This window comes from Micromonospora sp. CNZ286, assembly GCF_014207755.1.
This window is the reverse complement of sequence record NZ_JACHIZ010000001.1, coordinates 6,131,687-6,150,849: the sequence shown is the minus strand read 5'-3', so window position 1 is coordinate 6,150,849 and position 19,163 is coordinate 6,131,687. Positions and strand designations below refer to the sequence as shown.

General features: G+C 73.7%; 22 protein-coding genes. 9 read left to right on the top strand and 13 right to left on the bottom strand.

Features of this window, described 5'->3' with window-relative positions:
* The first annotated feature begins 33 nt into the window (after positions 1 to 33).
* The 6 genes from FHX31_RS27460 to FHX31_RS27435 are packed head-to-tail and all read left to right on the top strand — an operon-like array spanning position 34 to position 6,098.
* Positions 34 to 447 carry a GntR family transcriptional regulator gene (locus FHX31_RS27460; protein ID WP_013283744.1) on the top strand — a complete coding sequence of 138 codons (414 nt, stop codon included), beginning with the start codon at positions 34 to 36 and terminating at the stop codon, positions 445 to 447.
* Complete coding sequence (locus tag FHX31_RS27455; RefSeq protein ID WP_013283745.1) at positions 444 to 1,352, top strand: ABC transporter ATP-binding protein; 909 nt, start codon at positions 444 to 446, stop codon at positions 1,350 to 1,352. The genes FHX31_RS27460 and FHX31_RS27455 overlap by 4 nt, the downstream gene beginning before the upstream one ends.
* On the top strand, positions 1,349 to 2,413 hold the full coding sequence (locus tag FHX31_RS27450; protein WP_013473769.1) for an ABC transporter permease: 1,065 nt from the start codon (positions 1,349 to 1,351) through the stop codon (positions 2,411 to 2,413). Before FHX31_RS27455 ends, FHX31_RS27450 begins: the two co-directional genes overlap by 4 nt.
* 48 nt (positions 2,414 to 2,461) lie before the next feature.
* Entirely contained in the window at positions 2,462 to 2,929 is a 468-nt protein-coding gene (locus tag FHX31_RS27445) for a DUF4442 domain-containing protein (protein WP_184977440.1), read from the top strand.
* Positions 2,930 to 2,976: 47 nt separating this feature from the next.
* Positions 2,977 to 3,729, top strand: coding sequence for an HAD family hydrolase (locus tag FHX31_RS27440; protein ID WP_184977439.1), 753 nt, complete (start codon positions 2,977 to 2,979; stop codon positions 3,727 to 3,729).
* Complete coding sequence (locus tag FHX31_RS27435; protein WP_184977438.1) at positions 3,726 to 6,098, top strand: glycoside hydrolase family 65 protein; 2,373 nt, start codon at positions 3,726 to 3,728, stop codon at positions 6,096 to 6,098. The genes FHX31_RS27440 and FHX31_RS27435 overlap by 4 nt, the downstream gene beginning before the upstream one ends.
* A 42-nt stretch (positions 6,099 to 6,140) precedes the next feature.
* Here FHX31_RS27435 and FHX31_RS27430 read toward each other — a convergent pair whose 3' ends face one another.
* The 3 genes from FHX31_RS27430 to FHX31_RS27420 all read right to left on the bottom strand — a co-directional run bounded on the left by FHX31_RS27430 (position 6,141) and on the right by FHX31_RS27420 (position 7,131).
* A complete protein-coding gene (locus FHX31_RS27430; RefSeq protein ID WP_013283750.1) occupies positions 6,141 to 6,320 on the bottom strand; it encodes a hypothetical protein in 180 nt (59 codons plus the stop codon).
* Positions 6,321 to 6,421: 101 nt separating this feature from the next.
* Positions 6,422 to 6,769, bottom strand: coding sequence for a thioredoxin (gene trxA / locus FHX31_RS27425; protein WP_013283751.1), 348 nt, complete (start codon positions 6,767 to 6,769; stop codon positions 6,422 to 6,424).
* Positions 6,739 to 7,131, bottom strand: coding sequence for a MerR family transcriptional regulator (locus FHX31_RS27420; protein ID WP_047893855.1), 393 nt, complete (start codon positions 7,129 to 7,131; stop codon positions 6,739 to 6,741). Before FHX31_RS27420 ends, trxA begins: the two co-directional genes overlap by 31 nt.
* A 409-nt stretch (positions 7,132 to 7,540) precedes the next feature.
* Between FHX31_RS27420 and FHX31_RS27415 the strand changes: the two genes are divergently transcribed.
* On the top strand, positions 7,541 to 8,194 hold the full coding sequence (locus tag FHX31_RS27415; RefSeq protein WP_041784073.1) for a dienelactone hydrolase family protein: 654 nt from the start codon (positions 7,541 to 7,543) through the stop codon (positions 8,192 to 8,194).
* A 12-nt stretch (positions 8,195 to 8,206) separates the two neighbouring features.
* Here FHX31_RS27415 and FHX31_RS27410 read toward each other — a convergent pair whose 3' ends face one another.
* Entirely contained in the window at positions 8,207 to 9,358 is a 1,152-nt protein-coding gene (locus FHX31_RS27410; protein ID WP_091330316.1) for an AI-2E family transporter, read from the bottom strand.
* A gap of 130 nt (positions 9,359 to 9,488) precedes the next feature.
* On the opposite strand from FHX31_RS27410, the gene FHX31_RS27405 reads away from it, so the two are divergent.
* On the top strand, positions 9,489 to 9,671 hold the full coding sequence (locus tag FHX31_RS27405; protein ID WP_013283756.1) for an antitoxin: 183 nt from the start codon (positions 9,489 to 9,491) through the stop codon (positions 9,669 to 9,671).
* Positions 9,672 to 9,771: 100 nt separating this feature from the next.
* Here the strand turns inward: FHX31_RS27405 and FHX31_RS27400 are convergent, their stop codons facing one another.
* From FHX31_RS27400 to eccB, 8 genes are all read right to left on the bottom strand, one after another.
* Entirely contained in the window at positions 9,772 to 10,383 is a 612-nt protein-coding gene (locus FHX31_RS27400; RefSeq protein ID WP_013473775.1) for a C39 family peptidase, read from the bottom strand.
* Positions 10,384 to 10,529: 146 nt separating this feature from the next.
* Positions 10,530 to 10,943: a pyridoxamine 5'-phosphate oxidase family protein gene (locus FHX31_RS27395; protein WP_013473776.1), complete on the bottom strand. Its 414-nt coding sequence runs from the start codon at positions 10,941 to 10,943 to the stop codon at positions 10,530 to 10,532.
* Positions 10,944 to 10,973: 30 nt separating this feature from the next.
* Complete coding sequence (locus FHX31_RS27390; RefSeq protein WP_013283759.1) at positions 10,974 to 11,309, bottom strand: YkvA family protein; 336 nt, start codon at positions 11,307 to 11,309, stop codon at positions 10,974 to 10,976.
* 172 nt (positions 11,310 to 11,481) lie between these two features.
* Positions 11,482 to 12,315, bottom strand: a complete 834-nt coding sequence (locus FHX31_RS27385; RefSeq protein ID WP_013283760.1) for a hypothetical protein — start codon at positions 12,313 to 12,315, stop codon at positions 11,482 to 11,484.
* Positions 12,316 to 12,473: 158 nt separating this feature from the next.
* Complete coding sequence (locus FHX31_RS27380) at positions 12,474 to 12,899, bottom strand: hypothetical protein (RefSeq protein ID WP_184977437.1); 426 nt, start codon at positions 12,897 to 12,899, stop codon at positions 12,474 to 12,476.
* 160 nt (positions 12,900 to 13,059) lie between these two features.
* A complete protein-coding gene (locus FHX31_RS27375; protein ID WP_184977436.1) occupies positions 13,060 to 14,346 on the bottom strand; it encodes a WXG100 family type VII secretion target in 1,287 nt (428 codons plus the stop codon).
* The gene (locus FHX31_RS27370; protein WP_230651192.1) at positions 14,339 to 14,677 is read right to left on the bottom strand and encodes a hypothetical protein; all 339 of its coding nucleotides are present in this window, start codon (positions 14,675 to 14,677) and stop codon (positions 14,339 to 14,341) included. Before FHX31_RS27370 ends, FHX31_RS27375 begins: the two co-directional genes overlap by 8 nt.
* 149 nt (positions 14,678 to 14,826) lie before the next feature.
* Entirely contained in the window at positions 14,827 to 16,296 is a 1,470-nt protein-coding gene (gene eccB / locus FHX31_RS27365) for a type VII secretion protein EccB (protein ID WP_013283764.1), read from the bottom strand.
* A gap of 162 nt (positions 16,297 to 16,458) precedes the next feature.
* On the opposite strand from eccB, the gene FHX31_RS27360 reads away from it, so the two are divergent.
* Entirely contained in the window at positions 16,459 to 17,631 is a 1,173-nt protein-coding gene (locus FHX31_RS27360) for a type VII secretion protein EccE (RefSeq protein WP_013473779.1), read from the top strand.
* Here the strand turns inward: FHX31_RS27360 and eccD are convergent.
* A complete protein-coding gene (gene eccD, locus FHX31_RS27355; RefSeq protein ID WP_114919351.1) occupies positions 17,615 to 19,012 on the bottom strand; it encodes a type VII secretion integral membrane protein EccD in 1,398 nt (465 codons plus the stop codon). The genes FHX31_RS27360 and eccD overlap by 17 nt on opposite strands.
* Positions 19,013 to 19,163: the final 151 nt, after the last annotated feature.

Below are 19,163 nucleotides of genomic sequence, written 5' to 3'. Positions count from 1 at the left end.
TTAACCATAACAATCCGACGGAGGGTCACCAGGGTGATCAACTTTCATGTCGACCGGTCCAGCAGCGTCCCCGCGTACGCCCAGCTCGTGCGGCAGGTCCGTGAGGCGCTGCGGATCGGGACGCTGCGGCCCGGGGACCAGCTCCCCACCGTGCGCAGCGTGGTGACCGCGTGCACCGTCAACCCGACCACTGTGCTCAAGGCCTACCGGGAGCTGGAGCTGTCCGGCCTGGTGGAGGCGAGGCAGGGCGCGGGCACGTTCGTCAGCGGGACGCTCGGGCACGCCGATCCCCACGTCATGGCCCGCCTGCGCGGCAGCCTGGCCCGGTGGCTCGGCCAGGCCCGGGAGGCCGGTCTGGAGGACGAGGACGTCCAGGCGCTGCTCGCCTCGGTGATCGCGGCGAACGCGGCACCCGCGAGGAGAGACAACGCGGAGGGCGCGGCGTGAGCGGCGAGCCGGTCGCCGTCGAGGCGCGTGACCTGAGCCGGCGCTACGGCGCCGTGTGGGCGCTCCGGGAGTGCTCGTTCGCGCTGCCCGCCAACCGCGTCGTCGCGCTGGTCGGCGCGAACGGCGCGGGCAAGTCGACGCTGCTGAGCATCATCGCCGGCACCCTGGCGGCCACCGGCGGCACGGTGTCGGTGCACGGCCGGCAGGTGGTGCGGGGCGGGTCCGCCGACGGTGGCAGCCGGGTGGCGATCCTGGCCCAGGACAAGCCGCTCTACCGCGACTTCACCGTGTCGGACATGCTCCGCTTCGGCCGCTCGACGAACCGTGTGTGGGACCAGCGGCGTGCGCTGTCGTGGCTCGACCGCTTCGCCGTCCCGCTGGACCGCCGCTGCGGCAAGCTGTCCGGCGGGCAGCGGGCGCAGGTCGCGCTGGCGGTCGCGCTCGGCTCCCGCCCGGCGGTGCTGCTGCTGGACGAACCCCTCGCGAACCTGGATCCGCTGGCCCGCGTCGAGGTGACAGGCGAGCTGCTGGCGGAGGTCGCCGACGACGACATGACTGTCATGCTGTCGACCCACATCGTCGCCGAGCTGAGCGGCGTCGGTGACCACCTGCTGCTGCTCGACGCCGGTCGGCCCGTCCTCGCCGGCGACGTCGAGGAACTCCTCGACAGCCACGTCCGGCTGACCGGGCCCCGCGCCGACCAGCCACCCGGGCCGGGCACGGTCGTCCAGGCCCAGCACACCGGCCGCCAGTCCACCTTCGTCCTCCGGCGGCCGGCGACACCGGCGGCCCACGCCGTCGTGGCACCCGGCTGGACCGCCCAGCCCATCACCCTGGACGAGCTGATCCTGACCCACCTCAGAGCGTCGGCCGCCGCGCCGCACGAGCGGGAGGCAGCCGCATGAGCCCGGTCGGCCAGCTGTCCGCACCCACGAACCGCCGGAGCGACCCCGGGTACGCCGGGGGCGTACGCGGTCTGCTCTGGCTGACCTGGCGTCAGCACCGCTGGACGGTGATCGGCACGCTGGTCCTGGCCGCGGTCCTGGTGGGCTGGATGACCTACCTGTCGGTGGAGCTGACGAGCCTGTGGCACCAGTGTCACGAGACGTTCTGCGCGGAGGAGTCGCCGCAGGGCCGGCGGCTCGGTGGCTCATCCGGCCTGGTCCTGACGCTGGCCGTGCTGTCGCAGGTGGTGCAGTGGATGCCGCTGCTGATCGGTGTGTTCGTCGGCGTCCCGGTGCTGACCAGGGAACACGAGCAGCGCACCCTGCTGCTGGCCTGGAGCCAGGACGTCTCCCCGCAGCGGTGGCTCTGGACCCGGCTGGCCCTGCTCGGCCTGTTCGTGGCGGCGGTGACCTCGGCCGTCGCCGGTGTCAGCGACCACCTGGAGCGACTCCAGGCCCGGGTCGCACCGGTGAGCCTGTTCGAGTACGGGCCGTTCCTCAACACCGCGATGCTTCCGGCGGTGATCAGCCTCTGCTGGTTCGCGGTCGGTGTCGCGCTCGGCGCCGCGATCAAGCGCACGCTCCCGGCCGTGTTCGGCGTGATCGTCGGCTTCGTCGGCCTGACCTATCTCGTCCGGTGGCGCTACCCCACGCTGATGGAGCCGCTGACCGCGCACCGCGTCATCGGCGGGCCGGGCGTGGGTGTGCTGCGCGACAACGCCCTGGTCGTCAAGGGCGGCATGATCGACTACGGGATCGACGGGCCGTCCGGCGCGTTCGACGCCTCCGGGCGTGAGCTCACCGGGGTCGAGCTGCAACGCCTCTGCCCGCCCGACAACGGCACCGGCCGGACGCTCGCCTGCTTCGTCGAGCACAACCTGCAGCAGCACCTCCAGTACCAGCCGGGCAGCCGGATCCCCGAGTTCCACCTGATCGTCGCCGGCGGCTATCTGGGCCTGACCGCGCTGGCACTCCTCGTCGTCTGGTGGATCGTCCGCCGTACCGACCTGAGCGCGGGCTGACCAGGGATCGGCCTTGCCGGTGTTGTTACTGGCGAGTAGCGTTCGGGCATGAGCATCGACTCTCGCCAGGTGGCGGCCGGTCTCCTCGACGCCGTGCCGTTCGCCCGCACGCTCGGAATCGAGTTCGTCGAGGTGGCGCCCGAGGCCGAGGGCGGGGTCCGGGCCGTGGTCCGGCTCCCCGACGACCCGGCGCACCACAACCACGTGGGCGGCCCGCACGCCGGAGCCATGTTCACGCTGGGGGAGACCGCCTCGGGCGCGGTTGTTCTGGCCGCGTTCGGGCAGGCGCTCGACCGGGCCGTACCCCTGGCCGTGACCGCGACCATCCGCTACCTCAAGGTGGCGGTGGGGCCGGTGCTGGCGACCGCGCGGCTCGGCGGCGTACCCGCCGAGGTGCTTGCGGAGCTGGACGCCGGGCGGCGGCCGGAGTTCCCGGTCGAGGTGGAGGTCCACACCGAGGACGGCACGCTCACCTCCTCGCTCACAGTGATCTGGACGCTCCGCCCGAACCGCTGAGCCCCGAACGGGGTTTGCCCGGGGCGAGGGCTGGATAGATTCAAGCGATGCTGGGCCTCCCCGCGCACGTGAACGCTTGTCTCTTCGATCTGGACGGTGTGCTGACGCAGACCGCCAAGGTGCACAACGCCGCCTGGGCGGAGACGTTCGACGCGTACCTGCGACGCCGGTCGGCCGAAACCGGCGAGCCGTTCCACCCGTTCGACAGCGGACCGGACTACAACCGGTACGTGGACGGCAGACCGCGCGCCGACGGGGTGCGCACATTCCTGGCCTCGCGCGGCATCACGCTGCCCGAGGGATCGCCGGACGACCCGCCCGAGGCGGACACCGTCAACGGCCTCGGCAACCGCAAGAACGTCGTCCTGCTCCAGCGGATCGAGCACGACGGCGTCGAGGTGTACGAGGGCTCGGTGCGCTACCTGGAGGCGGCCACCACGGCCGGACTGCGCCGCGCTGTCGTCTCGGCCAGCGCCAACTGCGCCGCCGTGGTGCACGCCGCCGGACTGGACCGCTGGCTGGAGGCACGGGTGGACGGCGTGGTCGCCCGCGCGAACGGGCTACGCGGCAAACCGGCCCCGGACACGTTCCTGGAAGGCGCGCGGCTGCTCGGCGTCGAACCCGCGCAGGCCGCCGTCTTCGAGGACGCCCTCGCCGGTGTCGCCGCCGGGCGGGCCGGCGGATTCGGGTACGTGGTGGGCGTCGACCGGGTCGGCCAGGCCGACGAGCTGCTGGCGCACGGCGCCGACGTGGTGGTCACCGACCTCGCCGACCTGCTCGCCCCGGAGCCGGCCGCGTGATCCGGGAACGGGCGTACCCGGTCGAGCCCTGGCACGTCCGGGAGATGCAGCTCGACATGGACGTGCTGGCCCAGTCCGAGTCGGTGTTCGCGCTGTCCAACGGACACATCGGGCTGCGCGGCAACCTCGACGAGGGCGAGCCGCACGGGCTGCCCGGCACCTACCTGAACTCGTTCTACGAGCTGCGCCCGCTGCCCTACGCGGAAGCCGGCTTCGGATTCCCCGAATCCGGGCAGACCATCGTCAACGTCACGAACGGCAAGCTGATCCGGCTGCTCGTGGACGACGAGCCGCTCGACGTGCGCTACGGCGAACTGCTCGCCCACGAGCGGGTCCTCGACATGCGCGCCGGCACGCTCCAGCGGGAACTGCACTGGCGCTCCCCGGCCGGCCGCGAGGTCAAGGTCCGTACCACCCGGCTCGTGTCGTTCACCCAGCGCTCGGTGGCGGCCATCCACTACGAGGTCGAGCCGGTCGACGGGCCGCTGCGGCTGATTCTCCAGTCCGAGCTGGTCGCCAACGAGTCGCTGCCGCCGCAGAGCCGCGACCCCCGGGTCGCCGCCGTCCTGGAGTCGCCGTTGCAGGCCGAGGAGGAGCTGACCACCGACGACGGCGGCCAGCTCATCCACCGCACCAAGGTCAGCGGCCTGCGGGTCGCCGCCGCGATGGGCCACGACGTGGACGGGCCCGAACGCACCACGATCGAGAGCGAGGGGTACGAGGACTGGGTCCGCACCACCATCGGCTGCGTGCTCAAGCCCGGCCAGACGCTGCGGGTGGTCAAGTACCTCACGTACGGCTGGTCCAGCCGCCGCTCCCTCCCGGCGCTGCGCGACCAGGTCGGCGCGGCGCTCGCCGCGGCCCGGCTCGACGGCTGGGACGGGCTGCGCCGGGCCCAGCGCGAATACCTGGACGCGTTCTGGGACGCCGCCGACGTGCGCGTCGAAGGCGACCCCGAGGTGCAGCAGGCCGTCCGGTTCGGCCTCTTCCACGTCCTCCAGGCCGGCGCCCGCGCGGAACGACGGCCGATCTCGGCCAAGGGCCTCACCGGCCCGGGGTACGACGGCCACGCGTTCTGGGACACCGAGATGTTCGTGCTGCCGGTGCTCACGTACACGCAGCCCGGCGCGGTGCGGGACGCGTTGCAGTGGCGGTACGACACGCTGGCCCAGGCGCAGGAACGCGCCCGCACGCTGAACCTCGAAGGCGCCGCCTTCCCGTGGCGCACCATCGAAGGGCCTGAGTCGTCGGCGTACTGGCCCGCCGGCACCGCCGCGTTCCACATCGCCGCCGACGTCGCCGACGCGCTGCGCCGCTACGTGCTGGTCACCGGCGACGAGGCGCTGGAGCGGGAGATCGGGCTGGAACTGCTGATCGAGACCGCCCGGCTGTGGCGTTCGCTCGGCCACCACGACCGCGCCGGACGGCTCCACATCGACGGCGTGACCGGCCCGGACGAGTACACGGCGGTGAAGAACGACAACGTCTACACCAACCTGATGGCTCAGCGGAACCTGCGTACCGCCGCGGACTGCGCGATGCGCTACCGGGACCAGGCGCTCGACCTCGGCGTCACCGAGGAGGAGGCCGCCGCCTGGCGGGACGCCGCGAACGACATGCACGTCCCGTACGACGCGGAGACCGAGGTGCACGAGCAGGTGGAGGGGTTCACCCGCTTCCAGGAGTGGGACTTCGAGCACACGCCGCCGGAGAAGTACCCGCTGCTGCTGCACTACCCGTACTTCGACCTCTATCGCAAGCAGGTCGTCAAGCAGGCCGACCTGGTGCTCGCCATGCACTGGCGGGGCGACGCGTTCAGCGCCGCCGAGAAACTGCGCAACTTCGTCTACTACGAGCGGCGCACCGTACGCGACTCGTCGCTGAGCGCCTGCACCCAGGCGGTGCTGGCGGCCGAGGTCGGCTACCTCGAACTGGCCCACCGCTACCTGCGCGAGGCCGCGCTGATGGACCTGCACGACCTCAACGAGAACACCCGCGACGGCGTGCACATGGCATCACTCGCAGGCGCCTGGATCGCGCTCGTCGCCGGATTCGGCGGGCTGCGGGACCACGACGGGATGCTCTCCTTCGCGCCCCGGCTCTCCAGCCGCCTCAGCCGCCTGGAGTTCTCGCTCCAGTGGCACGGGATGCGGCTGCGGGTCGACGTCCGGCCGCACCAGACGACGTACTCGCTGCGCAACGGCGGCCCGGACACCGTCGTGGAGCTGCGGCACCACGGCGAGCCGCTGCAGGTCACCTCCGCGCAGCCGGTCACCGTGGCGGTGCCGCCGACACACCCGAGGGGGCCGCAACCGGAGCAGCCGCAGGGCCGCGCGCCGCTGATGCACCTGCCCGAACGCATGGAGTGAGCGGCCCCGCCACGAAGGGCGGGACCGCTCGGTACGCGTACCTCAGAACTGGCGGCCGTTGGACGGACGCCCACCGGCGTCGCGCGGCGCCGTGGCCCGCGGATCGTCGGACGTCCGCGCCGTCGAGGCGCGGTCGGCCCAGTCCGGTGAGCGCTTCAGCTCCTGCTTGCGGCGTTCCTGGTCGGTGAGTTCCTGTTCCCGGGACCTGTCCTGTTTCGCCATGACGATCCTCGCGATCGGTCGGGGTCCGTGGTCACCCGGCGCGTTCCCGCCCGGCGGCGGCTCAACCGTCCAGGCGAGGGCTCAGCCGTCCAGGCGAGGGCTCAACCGTCCACGTGCTGGGCGAAGCTGCGCCGCAGGTGGTCCTTGGGGCGGGAGCCGACGATCGAGCCGACCACCTCACCGCCCCGGAACACCAGCATGGTCGGCGCGGACATGATCCGGTGGGCGCGCGCGGTGGCCGGGTTCTCGTCGGTGTTCAGGGTGACGAAGCGCAGCGCGTCGCCGAACTCCTCGGCCAGCTCGGCCAGGTGCTTCGACACCACCCGGCACGGCGGGCACCACTCGGCCCAGAAGTCCACCACCACCGGCCGGTCGGCGGCCAGCACTGTGGCCGCGAAGGTGTCGTCGGTGACCGGGTTCAGCCGACCGGTCCCCGTGTCCTGAGGCATGTTTCCTCCCGTTGGGCGATCGCGTGGGCGAGCTGGTCGTGCAGCCGGCGGCGGACGTCGCCCAGCCGGTCGAGGTAGTCGTCCACCTCGGCGAGCTTGCGCCGCAGCACCGCCACCGAATCGGGGCAGACGTCACCGGAGTCGTTTCCGGCGCGCAGGCAGGCGACGAACGGGCGGATGTCGTCCAGGCCGAAGCCGATCGCCAGCAGGGAGCGGATCTCACGGACGACGCGTAGTTCCGCCTCGTCGTAGACCCGGTACCCGTTGGCGGACCGGTTCGGCCGGACCAGGCCGTGGGCCTCGTAGTAGCGCAGGGTGCGGGTGCTCGTACCGGCCCGCTGCGCCAGCTCCCCGATCCGCATCCGCCGCCCCCGTCCCTCACTGCCAGGTTGACGCTAAACCTTGCCGCCGACGTCAACGCAACCCGCACGCGTGCGCTTTCCCCCCCGGGCTGTCCCCCGGGCGTCCCCGCTGTCCCCGTCGATCATGAAGTTGGCGGCGTTTTCGATCTCGGAATCCGCCGCCAACTTCATGATCAACCCTGTCTGGGGCGGGGTGCGGGGTTGGGGTGCCGCCCTCGTGGATCTTGGTACGAAATGGCCCCTTCAGGGGCCGTTCCGTACCAAGATCTGCCCCGGGGCCTTCCCCGGTGGGATTGATCATGAAGTTGGCGGGGTGGGGGAGCGCTTTCTGGGCCGTCAACTTCATGATCGTCGGGGTGGGGGGTATGCGTGGGGGGAGGGGGAGAGAGCGGGAGGGGCGGTGAGGGGAATGCGTGAGGTTTCGGTGCCTGTGGTGGACGGCGGGCTCGTCGGGGACGTGGTGGTGCCGGCGGGAGCCGGTGGGGTGGTGCTGTTCGCGCACGGGAGCGGCAGCTCGCGGCACAGCCCGCGCAACATGGCCGTCGGGCGTGCACTCAACGAGCGCGGGCTCGGCACGATGCTCGTCGACCTGCTGACCGCCGACGAGGAGGCCCGGGACGAGATCACCGCCGAGCTGCGCTTCGACATCGGCATGCTGGCCGAGCGCCTCGCCGGGATCGTCGACTGGATGGGCTCCGACCCGGAGCTGGGGAGGCTCCCGATCGGGCTGTTCGGCGCCAGCACCGGCGCCGCCGCCGCGCTGGTCGCCGCCGCGGCCCGGCCGGACCGGGTGGGCGCTGTGGTCTCCCGCGGCGGCCGGCCCGATCTGGCCGGCAGCTCACTGACTGCGGTACGCGCACCGACGCTCCTGCTCGTCGGCGGCCTGGACGAGCAGGTGATCGCACTCAACGAGCAGGCCCGGGACGCGCTGGGCGAGGTCGCCGAGCTGCGGATCGTGCCCGGCGCCACGCACCTGTTCGAGGAGCCCGGCACGCTGGAGCAGGTGGCCGACCAGGCAGGTACGTGGTTCACCACGCACCTGCGCCAGCCGCACCCCGCCTGACCGGCGGCGGAATCAGCCCGCTGCCTCGGCGGCGCGGCCCGGGTCGGCGGTCGGTACGGGAACGTCGGAGCCGCTCCGCTCGGCGGCGCGGTGCCGCTGCACGGTGTCCAGCACCCGCCACAGCACCGCCGCGATCGGCACCGACACGAACGCCCCGGCGACCCCGGCCACCAGCGTGCCGGCGGTGACCACGACCAGGATGACCGCCGGGTGCAGCTGCACCTGCCGCCGCATGACCAGTGGTTCCAGCAGGTTGCCCTCGATCTGCTGCACGGCGATCACCGCGGCCAGCGTCAGCAGCGCGGTGGTGGGGCCGTTCGCGGCGAGCGCGACGAGTACCGCCACCGCACCGGCCACCGTGGCGCCGATGATGGGTACGAACCCGCCGAGGAACGTGATCAGGGCGAGCGGCAGGGCCAGCGGGACACGCAACACGACCAGGGCCAGCCCGATGCCGATGGCGTCGATGGCCGCGATGATCATCGTGCCCCGGCTGTACGCGCCGAGCGTCCGCCAGCCCGCCCGTCCCGCCTCGGCGGTCAGCTCCCGGCGCGGGCCGGTCAGCCGGCGCAGCACCCAGCGCCACATCGAGCGGCCGTCCTTGAGCAGGAAGAACAGCAGCACCAGGGCGAGCAGCACCGCGCCCGCGACCTCAGCGACCTTGCGTGCCCCGGCGACCGGGTCGGGCGCACCGCTGCTCAGGCCCTGCCGGATCTGCTCCACGAGCCGGTCGAGCTGCTGGTCGGTGACCGGCAGGCTGGACGTGACGAAGTCGCGGGTGCGCTGCAACCCCTCGTCGAGCTGCTGGCTCAGCTCGCCGAACTGGCTCGCCGTGAGGTTCCAGACCAGGACGCCGGCACCGCCCAGGATGCCGAGCAGCAGCAGGATGCTCAGCAGCGCGGCGAGCCCGGCCGGCACCCGCAGCCGGCGCAGCCGTACCAGGACCGGGTCGAGCAGCGCGGCGAGGAAGAGCGTGCCGGCCAGCGCCACCGCAAGCGGCGCGAGCAGCACGGCGATCTGCCCCAGCAGCCACAGCCCGGCCGTCACCACCAGCAGGCAGGCGCTCCAGGTGACCGCCGTCCGTACCGGCCAGGGCAGTCCGGCCCAGGTCTGCCGCGGTCCGGCGGTCGGTGCCCGCCCGGGTATACCAGCGTCGTCGTCCACGTCGCCCTCCTCGATCGAGGCCGTTGGTACCCGACGCGAGCCGATCCGACACCAAGGCCGCAACCGCCCACCCGGCGTTTGTGCCCCCGGCCTTAGGGAAGGCATTCAACGTATCGAAGGGAGATCCGACATGAGCGACTTCATGGACAAGGCCAAGGACTTCGCGGACAAGCACGACAAGCAGGTCGACCAGGGCATCGAGAAGGCGGGTGACGCTGCGGACAAGCGCACCGGCGGCAAGTACGACAACCAGATCGACAAGGGCGTCGACATGGCGCAGCAGCGCACCGGCGAAGGCGACACCGGTCGCTGACGTACACCCGCTTCGGACACGACGGCGGCCACGCCCCCGGGTGGGGAGCGTGGCCGCCGTCGTGTCGGGCCGGCCTCCACAGGGGAGACCGGCCCGTCCGTCAGGAGCTGTAACCGCGGCCGGCGATCCAGTTGGCCAGCTCGGTCACGTCCATCCAGTACGTCGGCACGTCCGGCCGGGCCGGGTCCGCGATCAGCACCCGGTCGCCGTCGCCCTCGTACCGCACGACTGTCACGTAGTGGCCGGGGTAGCTGTGCTCCACCCCGTCGACGTCCCGGGCGCCGCCCAGGATGTTCGCCACCACGGGCCGGTCGTCGTCCACAGCGGTACGGATGTCCGCGCGCAGGCGGTCGACCTGCTCCCGGGTGGCCACGTCGTCGCGGATCTCGGTGGTCCGGTACTTGCCACCTGTGTACTCGTTCAGGACCCGGGTGATGTCGATGGCCGAGTCGGTGCCGTTCTCGGTGGTACCGAGCTTGGCGGCCAGCTCGTCCTGGCTCACGTCCTTGCCCTCGGCCGACAGCGCGATCCGGGTCGAGGCGGGACCGCAGTAGAAGAAGTTCGGCTGCGCCTGGTACTCGTAGTCGGCGGCGCGGTCACCCTTGCCCTTGACCGGGGCGGCGTGGGCGGCGGCGGCCGGACCGGCGACGGCACCGCCGGCCGCGGCCAGACCGGCGACGGACAGCACACACTTACGGATGATCGGGTTCATGGTCGAGGCTCCATTCGGGGGTCGACGGCTCCGTGCGGGAGACGCGGCACCAGGAGTGGCGCTCGGCGTACGGAGAGTTCAACCGCTCTGCCTCGGCAGCCCATTTCCGGGCGTGACCGGGGCCACCGCGGAACCGGACAGACGCCTCAGCCGGGCAGGCTTCCCAGCAGCCCTGTCACCGCGATCTCGATGACCACCCGCTCCGGATTCGGACGCGGCGTGCGATAGCGCTCGGCGTACCGGCGCTCGGCCTCGGCCACCGACTCCGGGTCGCGGCGCAGCACCGCCCGGCCCTCCACGGTCAGCCACCAGCGGCCGTCGACCTGGCACACCGCGACCGGGACGCCGTCCGGCCCGCCCGCCGCGACGTGCCGGGCCTTGGCCGACCCGGCTGAGGTGATCACCCGGGCCAGCCCGGCCGCGGGGTCGAAGGTCACCCCCACGGGTACGACGTGCGGGGTGCCGTCGGCACGCGGTGTGGTGAGCGTGGCGAGGTGCCGATCCGCGAAGAAGCGGGCCACCCGTTCGTCGCTCGGATCCAACCGATGCCGTGCCGCCATGTCGTCTCCTCGTTCCGTGCCGGTGACGTCTCAGCGGCGGGGCGCCGCGCCGGGCGGCAACGTCGCCACCGGGGATTCCCCGGCGGCCCGCTGCTCGGCGCGGTGCTTGGCGACCAGCCGGCCCAGGTAGAACAGTGCGCCGGCCAGCACGCCCATGTCGTCCAGGTAGATCGGGTCGGGAAGCAGGTCCACCGGCAGGATCGTGTAGATCAGCGCGCCGTAGAACGCGACCTTGCCACCGGCGCCGAGCGCGCCGAGCATGCGGCGGGTGCGGACCACCCGGATGGCGAGCAGCACCGCCCCGGCCAGCATGGCCGCCGCGAGGACGGCGGCGAGGACGACCAGCACCCAGGCTTCACGGGACACGCCACCACGCTAGCCGAGCCGAGCCCGCCACGCGCGGCGGTCGTCCCCGCCGCGGGGGCGCTCGCCTTCGGCACCCGCACCGGACGACGGCCTGTCGGGCCGCTGCCGGGCGACGACCCGTCGGGCCGCTGCCGGACGACGGCCTGTCGGGCCGCTGCCGGGCGACGGGTTTTCAGGCCGCGACGGCCGCCCGGCCGCGAGCCACCGGCGGCAGTTCGCGGGTGACCTCGGGGCTCGCCGTTCCGGTCGGCAGTTCCCGGGTGGCCTCGGGCCCGGCGAACCCGACGATGGAGAGTTCCGTCTGCGGCTCGGCGACCGGGTGCAGCGCCGCGAACGCCTCGTCGCGCAGGCTCTGCGCCGCCGCCGCGGCCAACTCGGCGGTCTGCCAGGCGGCCTGCTCCCGCTGCGCGGCGGCCCGGTGCCGTGCCGCCATGTTGTCCCGGACCAGCCGGCGCAGCAGCAGTTCCTGCTCCACCGGGTGCCGGCTCGGATCCCAGCCGTTGCCGCCGAGGATGTCGCTGAGCTGCCGCACCGTGATCTCGTCGCGCCACTGGGCGTCCATCGCGGCCCGGTGCAGCCAGCGCTCCCGGTCCGCGTACTCGGCCGGGGTCCGGGCGGTCCGGGGCAGCGGCAGCGCCGCGGCGGCGGTCAGGCGCCGGACGTCCTCCTCGGCCGCCTGGTACGCCTGCCAGGCAGCCTCGGCCTCCTCCTGGGCGGTCAGCCACTCGGCGCGGCTCCGCTCGGCGGTCGCCGTCGCACGGGAGGCGGCCACTGCCACCTCGTCGGCGTAGCGGATCCGCTCCTGGTCCCGTACGCGGGCGCGCTCGGCGCGTTCGATGCTGCTCGGGCGGGCGGCGTCACTGATCCGGTCGACCAGCTCCGAACGGAACCGGGACGGGCGGACGATCAGCGCGGCGACCACTGTCGCGGCCACGGCGAGCAGGACCAGCCAGATCACGGCGGCCGCGGGCATGTCGGGCAGGACGGAGGAGAAGACGGTCTGCATTACCAGCACCTCGTGGGTGGAACGTAGGACGATCGACGGTTGTGGCCCGGACATCCGGGCGGGTGCGCGTCGTGACTCGGACGCGACGGGACGCGCGGCAGGGCGCGAGGCGTGCGGCCCGTGGGACCGCGCCGGGGCGTACCGGAAGGGTTGCCCGGTCAGGCGCGCGGCGGACCGCGACGGGCGATGTGCGCCCGGCCTGGGTCGGCGGCGGCGACGACCTCGACGCCGGGAACGCGCCCGGCGGAGTCGGCGGAAAGGCCTTCGGTGCCGGCCGGGCGGGTGCCGGGGCCGGTGGTCCGCAGGGCGGCGGTCGTGGCGTCGGCCGCCGTGAGTTCCGCGGCGCCGGCCGTGACCGCCTGCCGCGTCGCGACGTGCTCGATCGCCGCGACGTGCTCGATCGCCGCGACGTGCGAGGCGACGGCGTGCGAGGCGACTGTGGCGTGCGAGGCCGCGGCGGCGTGGGCGGGTGCGGCGGTGATGCCCTGGAGGCCGGCGATCAGCACCAGGCCGGCCACAGCCGTGCGGGCGATCCGGCGCAGCGTCGCCGTCCAGGTGGACGAGGCGAACGCTACGGGCAGCACCTGTTCAACCTATCGGTCGACGGACGATCCCGCAGCTCAAGGATCTTGCGGTTTACGTGAGCCACCCCACGGGTCGGTGTGGACGGAGACCCACGCGGGCCGGACGTGCGACGGCGCGGCGCCCCTGCCGAGGTGCCGCGCCGTCCAGTGGATGCCGGGGTCAGTTGCCGCCGAGCACCGGCGGCGGAGCGGCGTCTCCGTCGCCCCAGACCATCTCGTCCTCGGTGAGCCAGGTCAGCCGGCCGTCGGACTCGTCGTCGCCGTGGCCGCCGCGCCCACCCAGCACGCCGCTGCGGCCGGCCATCGCGGGCCGCCCGGTGGCGCCGCCGGTGCGCTCGGCGGACTTGCTCCCGGCGTCGACCACGAGGCCACGGCCGGAGGTGAGCCGGCCCGTGCCGGCCGCCGAGCGGTTCTCCGCGCCGGACATGCCGCCGAAGCGGGCCGAGGACGCCGAGTTGGCGCCGGTGCCCGCGAGCGAGCCGGTGCTCAGCACACCGGGGGCGCCGTAGAGCCCGCCACCCGGTCCGCCGGCGCTCATCGTCGTCGGTCCGGCGCCGCCGGGACCGAAGCCCGGGCCGCCGCCGATCGTCGGACCGCCCGCGGTGCTGGTCAGCGGCGCGGCGCCGGCCAGCGAGGTGCCGGTCGGATCGACGGTGCCGCCGGTCGGCACCGAACCCGGAGCGCCCGCGCCCGGCTGGCCGCCCGGAGTGCCCGGACCCGGTGTGCCCTCGCCCGGCGTGCCGCCCGTCGGGGCCGTGTGGTGCACGCCCGACGTGGTGGCGGTGGCGTTGGCGCCCGGGCCGAAGCTGCCCAGGCTCGGGCCGGACGACGGCGTCTTCACCGACGGGCCGTTCTGCAGCGTCGGGTCACCGTTGCCGGTGTGGCCGGGCATCTCGGTCTCCGGCGGGTCCGGTACGACGATCCGGCCGTACGCCGAGAAGTCGTAGCCCTCGGCGAGCTTGGCCACGACCTGCACCATCCGCTGGTGCGCCTTCTCCTGCTCGGCCTTGTCCTGCTGGTGGCCGACGATCCCGCCGATCACCGCGCCGGGTGCGCCGCCGATCAGGAAGCCCTTGCCGGCGCCGGAGAGCAGCTTGTCGTTGTCGTCGGTCTTCTCCGGGCTCTCCGCCTTGGACTGCGCGGCCCGCAGCTCGCTGGACATCATGTCGAGGCCCTGTCGGATACCCGTCATGCCCTCGGCGAGGTTGCCGGAGTAGCGGACGACCATGTCCAGCCGGCGGTGGAACTCCCGCGCGGCGTCGCCGGTCCAGGTCTTCGCCAGCGCCTCCAGGTCGGCGGTCAGGTCGCGGCCGAGATCGTCGAGCGTGCCCTTGAGGGAGGTCCACTGGGCGCTGAGCGCCTCGATCTGCTTCGGGTCGCCGGCGTTGACGCCCTGGTAGAGCTCCTCGTGACTGACGTGCTCGTAGCGCCGGGTGTACTCAGACACGCGGGTCCTCCTTCGGCTGCTTCATCGCCTCGTTCAGCCCGGAGAGGGCGGCGGCGATGTCGGCCGCGGCGGCGGCGTTGCGGGCCTCGGCGGTCTTGTAGTTCGTCATGATCTTGTGGGTCGCCTCGCGGGCGGCCAGGATCGCACGGCGCAGCCGGTCGACGTGGTTGACGTAGCTCTGGTGGGTCTCGGAGTAGCGACGTGCGTTGTCGGTCGCGTCGGTGAACGTGCCGAGGGCCGGCGGGCGGCACTGCATCTGGGTGTTGAGCTTGCGCAACACCGACTCCGCCTCGTGCAGACGCCGCTCGAGCCGCTGGTGAAAGTCCTCCAAGGACAGTACGTCTACTGTCGTGCGCCCCGTCATGGCTGCATCCCCGTAGTCATCGTCGATAACCGTTCGCCGTACTCAGGTTAGTCGAAGCGAGCCAACCCGGGCGACCCGTGACGGAGATCCTCCACTTCGGATCGCCGCAGGGCCTGTCAACCGCCCTGGACCTGCGCCTCCGCGCCACCGGCCGACGGTGTCGCGGTGGCCCCCGGAGGCGTCGACGCATCGAAGTAGGTCATCGCATCCTCGCGGGACAGCGTCGGTCCGGTCGGCACCAGCGCCAGCAGCGAGGCGGGTACGGCGAGCGGCGTCACGTCGCCGTACCCGAGCGCGCTCTTCGCGTCGCCCCCGGCGGTGCCGAGCGGATAGCGGATGCCCTGCGCGGTGATCAGGTAGACAGTCGAACCGGCCGCCGCCTTGCCGCTCTCCCCGGCCGTGGCCTGCACCAGTACGCCCTTGCCACCGGGCAGCAGCACGCTCTCGGCGGTGCGTACCGCGTCCCGGGCGCCCTGCCGCGCGGGCATCGCGGTCGCCGAGGTCAGCTCGGCCGGCGGGGAGTCGAAGACCTCCAGCGTGGTGGTCGGCGGCTGACCGGCCGGGCCGGGCCGGTAGGTGGCGCAGAGCACCGTCCGTCCCGGACGGACCTCGTGCAGCGTCGGCAGCCGGGCAGGCAGGCCGTCCGCGTCGAGGCGCTGGTCGGTGAGGAGCCGGCCCGCTTCATCCGGAGTGATCTGCGTCACCTCGCCACCCCCGCCGAGCAGCAGCAGCGCGGTGACCTCGCGGACTGTCGCCAGGCCCTGCCGGGTGAGCACGTAGTACTGGCCGGCGGCCTGGTAGACCTGGCCGATCCGGGCCGGCCGGTCGGCCACTGTGAGCCCGCTCGCGCCGCCGTCCCCGGCGATCGCCGGCTTGCGCAGCACCGGCCCGGCCGGCACCGCGTTCAGCAGTTGCTGCCCGACGGTCAGGTTCGTCGCGCCGGCCATCTTCAACGCCACCAGCGCCTGCTCGTCGCCGGCCACCCGCAGCCGGGAACCACCGGTGAGCAGGTAACGCGCGTCGCCGGTCCGCACCACCACGGCCCGGTCGGTGAGCGCCGTGCCGCCGGGCAGCGCGCGGTCGATCACCAGGTGGGTGGTGGAGCGCTGCGGGTCGTTCGGATCCGGCACGTCGCACACCGACCAGGGGAGCCCGACCAGCGATTTGCGATCCGGCAGGTCGTCCGGGGCGCCGACGATGCCGACCAGCCGCCCGCGTGGACGGTCCTTGATCGACGCCTGGGACATGGTGCGCGGCTGCGCCGCGGCGTCGTTGACGATCAGCCGCGCCGAGGCGTAGTTGAGCGTCGGGCGCAGCACCTTGTCCTCGCCGAAGTAGTACGTCGCGCCGGTCTCCCGCTCGATCACCAGCGTGTTCGGCTCCAGCGGCGCGGAGTTGCTGGTGAGCTGGCCGTACGCGCCCACGCCGCCGAGCACCACTGCGGCCGCGATGACGCTGCCGAACACCGCCATGCCGAGGCGGCGCATCGGCAGGTCGTTTGTCTCCGGATCACCGGAGAGCAGCGCCGAGACGATGCGGCGGGTGACGAAGCGGTACGCCTGCACCTGATCGCGGCGGGTCCGCATGACTAACCTCCGGCGGGGGTGGGTCCGCGGCGACAGGTCCGAACAGCGCCGCGGGCTTCCCTACGATAAGGGGCCGTCGGGGGTGCGCCGGACCCCGTCCGCCGACCGAACGACCGCACCCGCCCGGCGGATGCCCAGGATGTCCAGAAGGGACGCACACCGATGACGCAGCTCCAGGCGCCACCCGGTCGTACCGCCACCACTCCCGCCGTACCGCCGGACCGGCCGGTCACCCCGGCCGACAAGCGCCGCCGGGGACGCCTCGGCCCGGTCGTGGTCGGGCAGCTCGTGGTGGTGGAGTGCGCGGCGCTCGCGGTCTGGTTCGCCACCGCCGGCCCGGCGTGGCTGCTCGCGGTGGTCGCCGTCCTGGCGCTGCTGGCGGTGGCCGCGGCGTTCGCGCGCCGGGGCGGCCGCTGGTGGTACGAGGATCTGATGCTCCGCCGCCGGCTGCGCCGGCGCCGCGACCGCGCCCGGGGCGCGGCGCCCGGTGGTGACCCGAGGCTGGCCGCGCTCGCCCCGGAGCTGACAGTGGTGGAGCTGACCGAGCGCGGCACCCGGCTCGGCATCGGGCAGGACGACCGGGGCTGGTTCGCCGCGCTGGCGCTGACCGGCCGGCCCGGCGCGCCCGCCGGCTCGATCGAGGCGGCGGTGGTGGACCGCGCGCTCGCGGTGCTCGCCGACTTCTCCGGCCCGGTCACCCAGACCCAGGTCGTCTCGCACACCCTGGTCTGGTACCCGGCGCCCGGCGCGCCGCCGTCCGCGTACCGGACCGTGTGGGTGGCGCTGCGCCTGTCGGTGTCCGACGCGCGGGCCGAGGCGGTGAGCCGGGGCGGCGGCCTGCGCGGCGTGCACCGCACGGTGGCGGCCGGGGTGGGCCGGCTCGGCAAGGCGCTCAACGCCGCCGGCCTCGGTCACCGGGTGCTCGACCGGAACGAGCTGCACGCGGCGGTGGTGTCCGGGGCCGGGCTCGACCTGGCACCGGAGTCCCCGGTGGAGACGTGGACCAGCCTGCGCGGGGGCGGCTGGACGCAGCGCTGCCTGGCCCTGCGGGTACGCCCAAACGGCTCACTCGGCGCGCTGGTCGACGCGGTCACCGCCACCTCCGCGCCCTCGCACACGGTCGCCGCCGTGGTGCTCCCGGGCGGCCGGCGGGTGCCGCCGCTGCTGCGGGTGGCAGCCATGGACGGGCACGCCGAGGCGCTGGTGAAGGCGGTCCGCGAGATGGCGCGGCGCGCGGGCGTGCCGGCCCGCCCGCTGGACGGCCAGCACGGCCCCGGCGTCTACGCCACCGCGCCGGTCGGCACCGCGATGGGGACCGTCACGGTCGAAGGTTGACGATCCAGCCGTACGCGCCGCAGACCCAGACGGCCAGCGGCACCAGCGCGATGATGAGCAGGATCTCGACGATGTCCAGGGTCCGGCCCCAGACCGGGGAGATCCGCTTGCCGGCCACGGTCAGGCCGTAGACCAGGCTGATCACGGCCAGCACGGCCAGGCCGCCCAGGATCAGCCCGAGGCGTACCGCCAGCGAGCCGGCGGCGAACGTCGCGGCGGCGACCAGCCCCAGGCCGACGGTGCCGGACAGCAGCACCGGCGTGCGCTGGGCGCGGCTGAGGAACGGGCGTGCCCGCAGCAGCGACAGCAGCGCCAGCACCAGGCAGAGCAGGACCGCCGGGAGCCGGCCGTTCTCGGCCAGCACCACCTCGCCGCCGAGCACCAGCAGCGAGACGGTCCAGAGCAGACCGGTGAGGAACGCGTCGGCGCGCTCGCTGTTGCGCAGCACCGACGGCCCGTCCACCGACTCGGTGTCGGTCTTGAGGTCGTCCGGGCCGGTGGGGATGGACGGCACCGGCAGCCGGGCCAGGCGGTAGGCGAGCATCGGCAGGGCGGGCAGCGCGCCGAACGCGACTGTCGACACCACCGCCGCAGACGCCGCCGCGCCGATGTCGAAGGCCAGGCTGAGCACCGCGCCGAGGCCGACCGCCGTGCCCACGCCCACCGCGCCGAGGAAGAGCGGCAGGCGGTCGCCGACGGCGAGCGCGGCGATCGCGCCGAAGACCACCACAGCGGTGCCGGCGAGCAGGACGTGCGGACCGGCCAGCTCGCCGAGCGTCCGCTCACCGGCGAGCACCAGCAGGCCGCCGACGCCCGCGTACCCGATCCCGACCAGGGCCAGCACCGCGCCGGTGCGGCTGTCGCCGGCGGCGCGGGACAGCACCGCGGCGCCGACCAGCAGCGCCACCGCGACCACGAACGCGGCCGCCGCGCCGGGTAGCTGCGGTGGGCCGGTGAGCAGCGTCGCCACCGCGCCCGCGGCGAGCGCCGAGGCGGCCAGCAGGACCGCGAACACCCGTGTGGTGCCGACCTGCCAGGCGCCCGCCCGCTGGGTGGTGGAGGTGGCGACCGCGTCCACCACGTCGTCGAAGACGATCTCGGGGGCGGTCGCGGCACGCGGGTTGAAGTAGAGCACCTCGCCGTCGCGGACGCCGAGCTGCGCGGCGGTCCGGCCGCCGTCGAACGGCTGACCACCGAGCCGGGACAGGGCCCAGCCGCCGTGCCGCACGCCCTCGTCGGCCAGGTCCTCGCCCGCGTACCGCAGCAGCGTGGGCAGCAGGTCGGCGAGCGGCACGTCGGACGGCAGCGCCAGATCCATCCTGGTACGCGGCGCCACGATGGTGATCCGGCTCAGCCCACCGGTCGCCGTCTTCGTCGCCACAGTGGCCTCCTCGTGCTCGCATACGATCCGCTGGGCCGTCGGCGCCGCCCCCACGGGTCCACGACGCCACCGGGAGATTACCTACGATGGCGGTCGCACAGGTTGCCCACCCGACGCTCACCGGCGGTGGCAGACCACGATCAGGGCCGCT

Excerpts from the sequence above, each read along its gene's own strand:
- eccB (WP_013283764.1), bottom strand. The coding sequence starts at position 16,296 with ATGCGGACCCGCCGCGATCAGGTGCAGGCGTACCGCTTCGTCACCCGC.
- FHX31_RS27360 (WP_013473779.1), top strand. The coding sequence starts at position 16,459 with ATGACGCAGCTCCAGGCGCCACCCGGTCGTACCGCCACCACTCCCGCC.
- FHX31_RS27400 (WP_013473775.1), bottom strand. The coding sequence starts at position 10,383 with ATGAACCCGATCATCCGTAAGTGTGTGCTGTCCGTCGCCGGTCTGGCC.
- FHX31_RS27415 (WP_041784073.1), top strand. The coding sequence starts at position 7,541 with ATGCGTGAGGTTTCGGTGCCTGTGGTGGACGGCGGGCTCGTCGGGGAC.
- FHX31_RS27395 (WP_013473776.1), bottom strand. The coding sequence starts at position 10,943 with ATGGCGGCACGGCATCGGTTGGATCCGAGCGACGAACGGGTGGCCCGC.
- FHX31_RS27430 (WP_013283750.1), bottom strand. The coding sequence starts at position 6,320 with ATGGCGAAACAGGACAGGTCCCGGGAACAGGAACTCACCGACCAGGAA.
- FHX31_RS27405 (WP_013283756.1), top strand. The coding sequence starts at position 9,489 with ATGAGCGACTTCATGGACAAGGCCAAGGACTTCGCGGACAAGCACGAC.
- FHX31_RS27440 (WP_184977439.1), top strand. The coding sequence starts at position 2,977 with ATGCTGGGCCTCCCCGCGCACGTGAACGCTTGTCTCTTCGATCTGGAC.
- FHX31_RS27420 (WP_047893855.1), bottom strand. The coding sequence starts at position 7,131 with ATGCGGATCGGGGAGCTGGCGCAGCGGGCCGGTACGAGCACCCGCACC.
- FHX31_RS27450 (WP_013473769.1), top strand. The coding sequence starts at position 1,349 with ATGAGCCCGGTCGGCCAGCTGTCCGCACCCACGAACCGCCGGAGCGAC.
- trxA (WP_013283751.1), bottom strand. The coding sequence starts at position 6,769 with ATGCCTCAGGACACGGGGACCGGTCGGCTGAACCCGGTCACCGACGAC.
- FHX31_RS27385 (WP_013283760.1), bottom strand. The coding sequence starts at position 12,315 with ATGCAGACCGTCTTCTCCTCCGTCCTGCCCGACATGCCCGCGGCCGCC.
- FHX31_RS27445 (WP_184977440.1), top strand. The coding sequence starts at position 2,462 with ATGAGCATCGACTCTCGCCAGGTGGCGGCCGGTCTCCTCGACGCCGTG.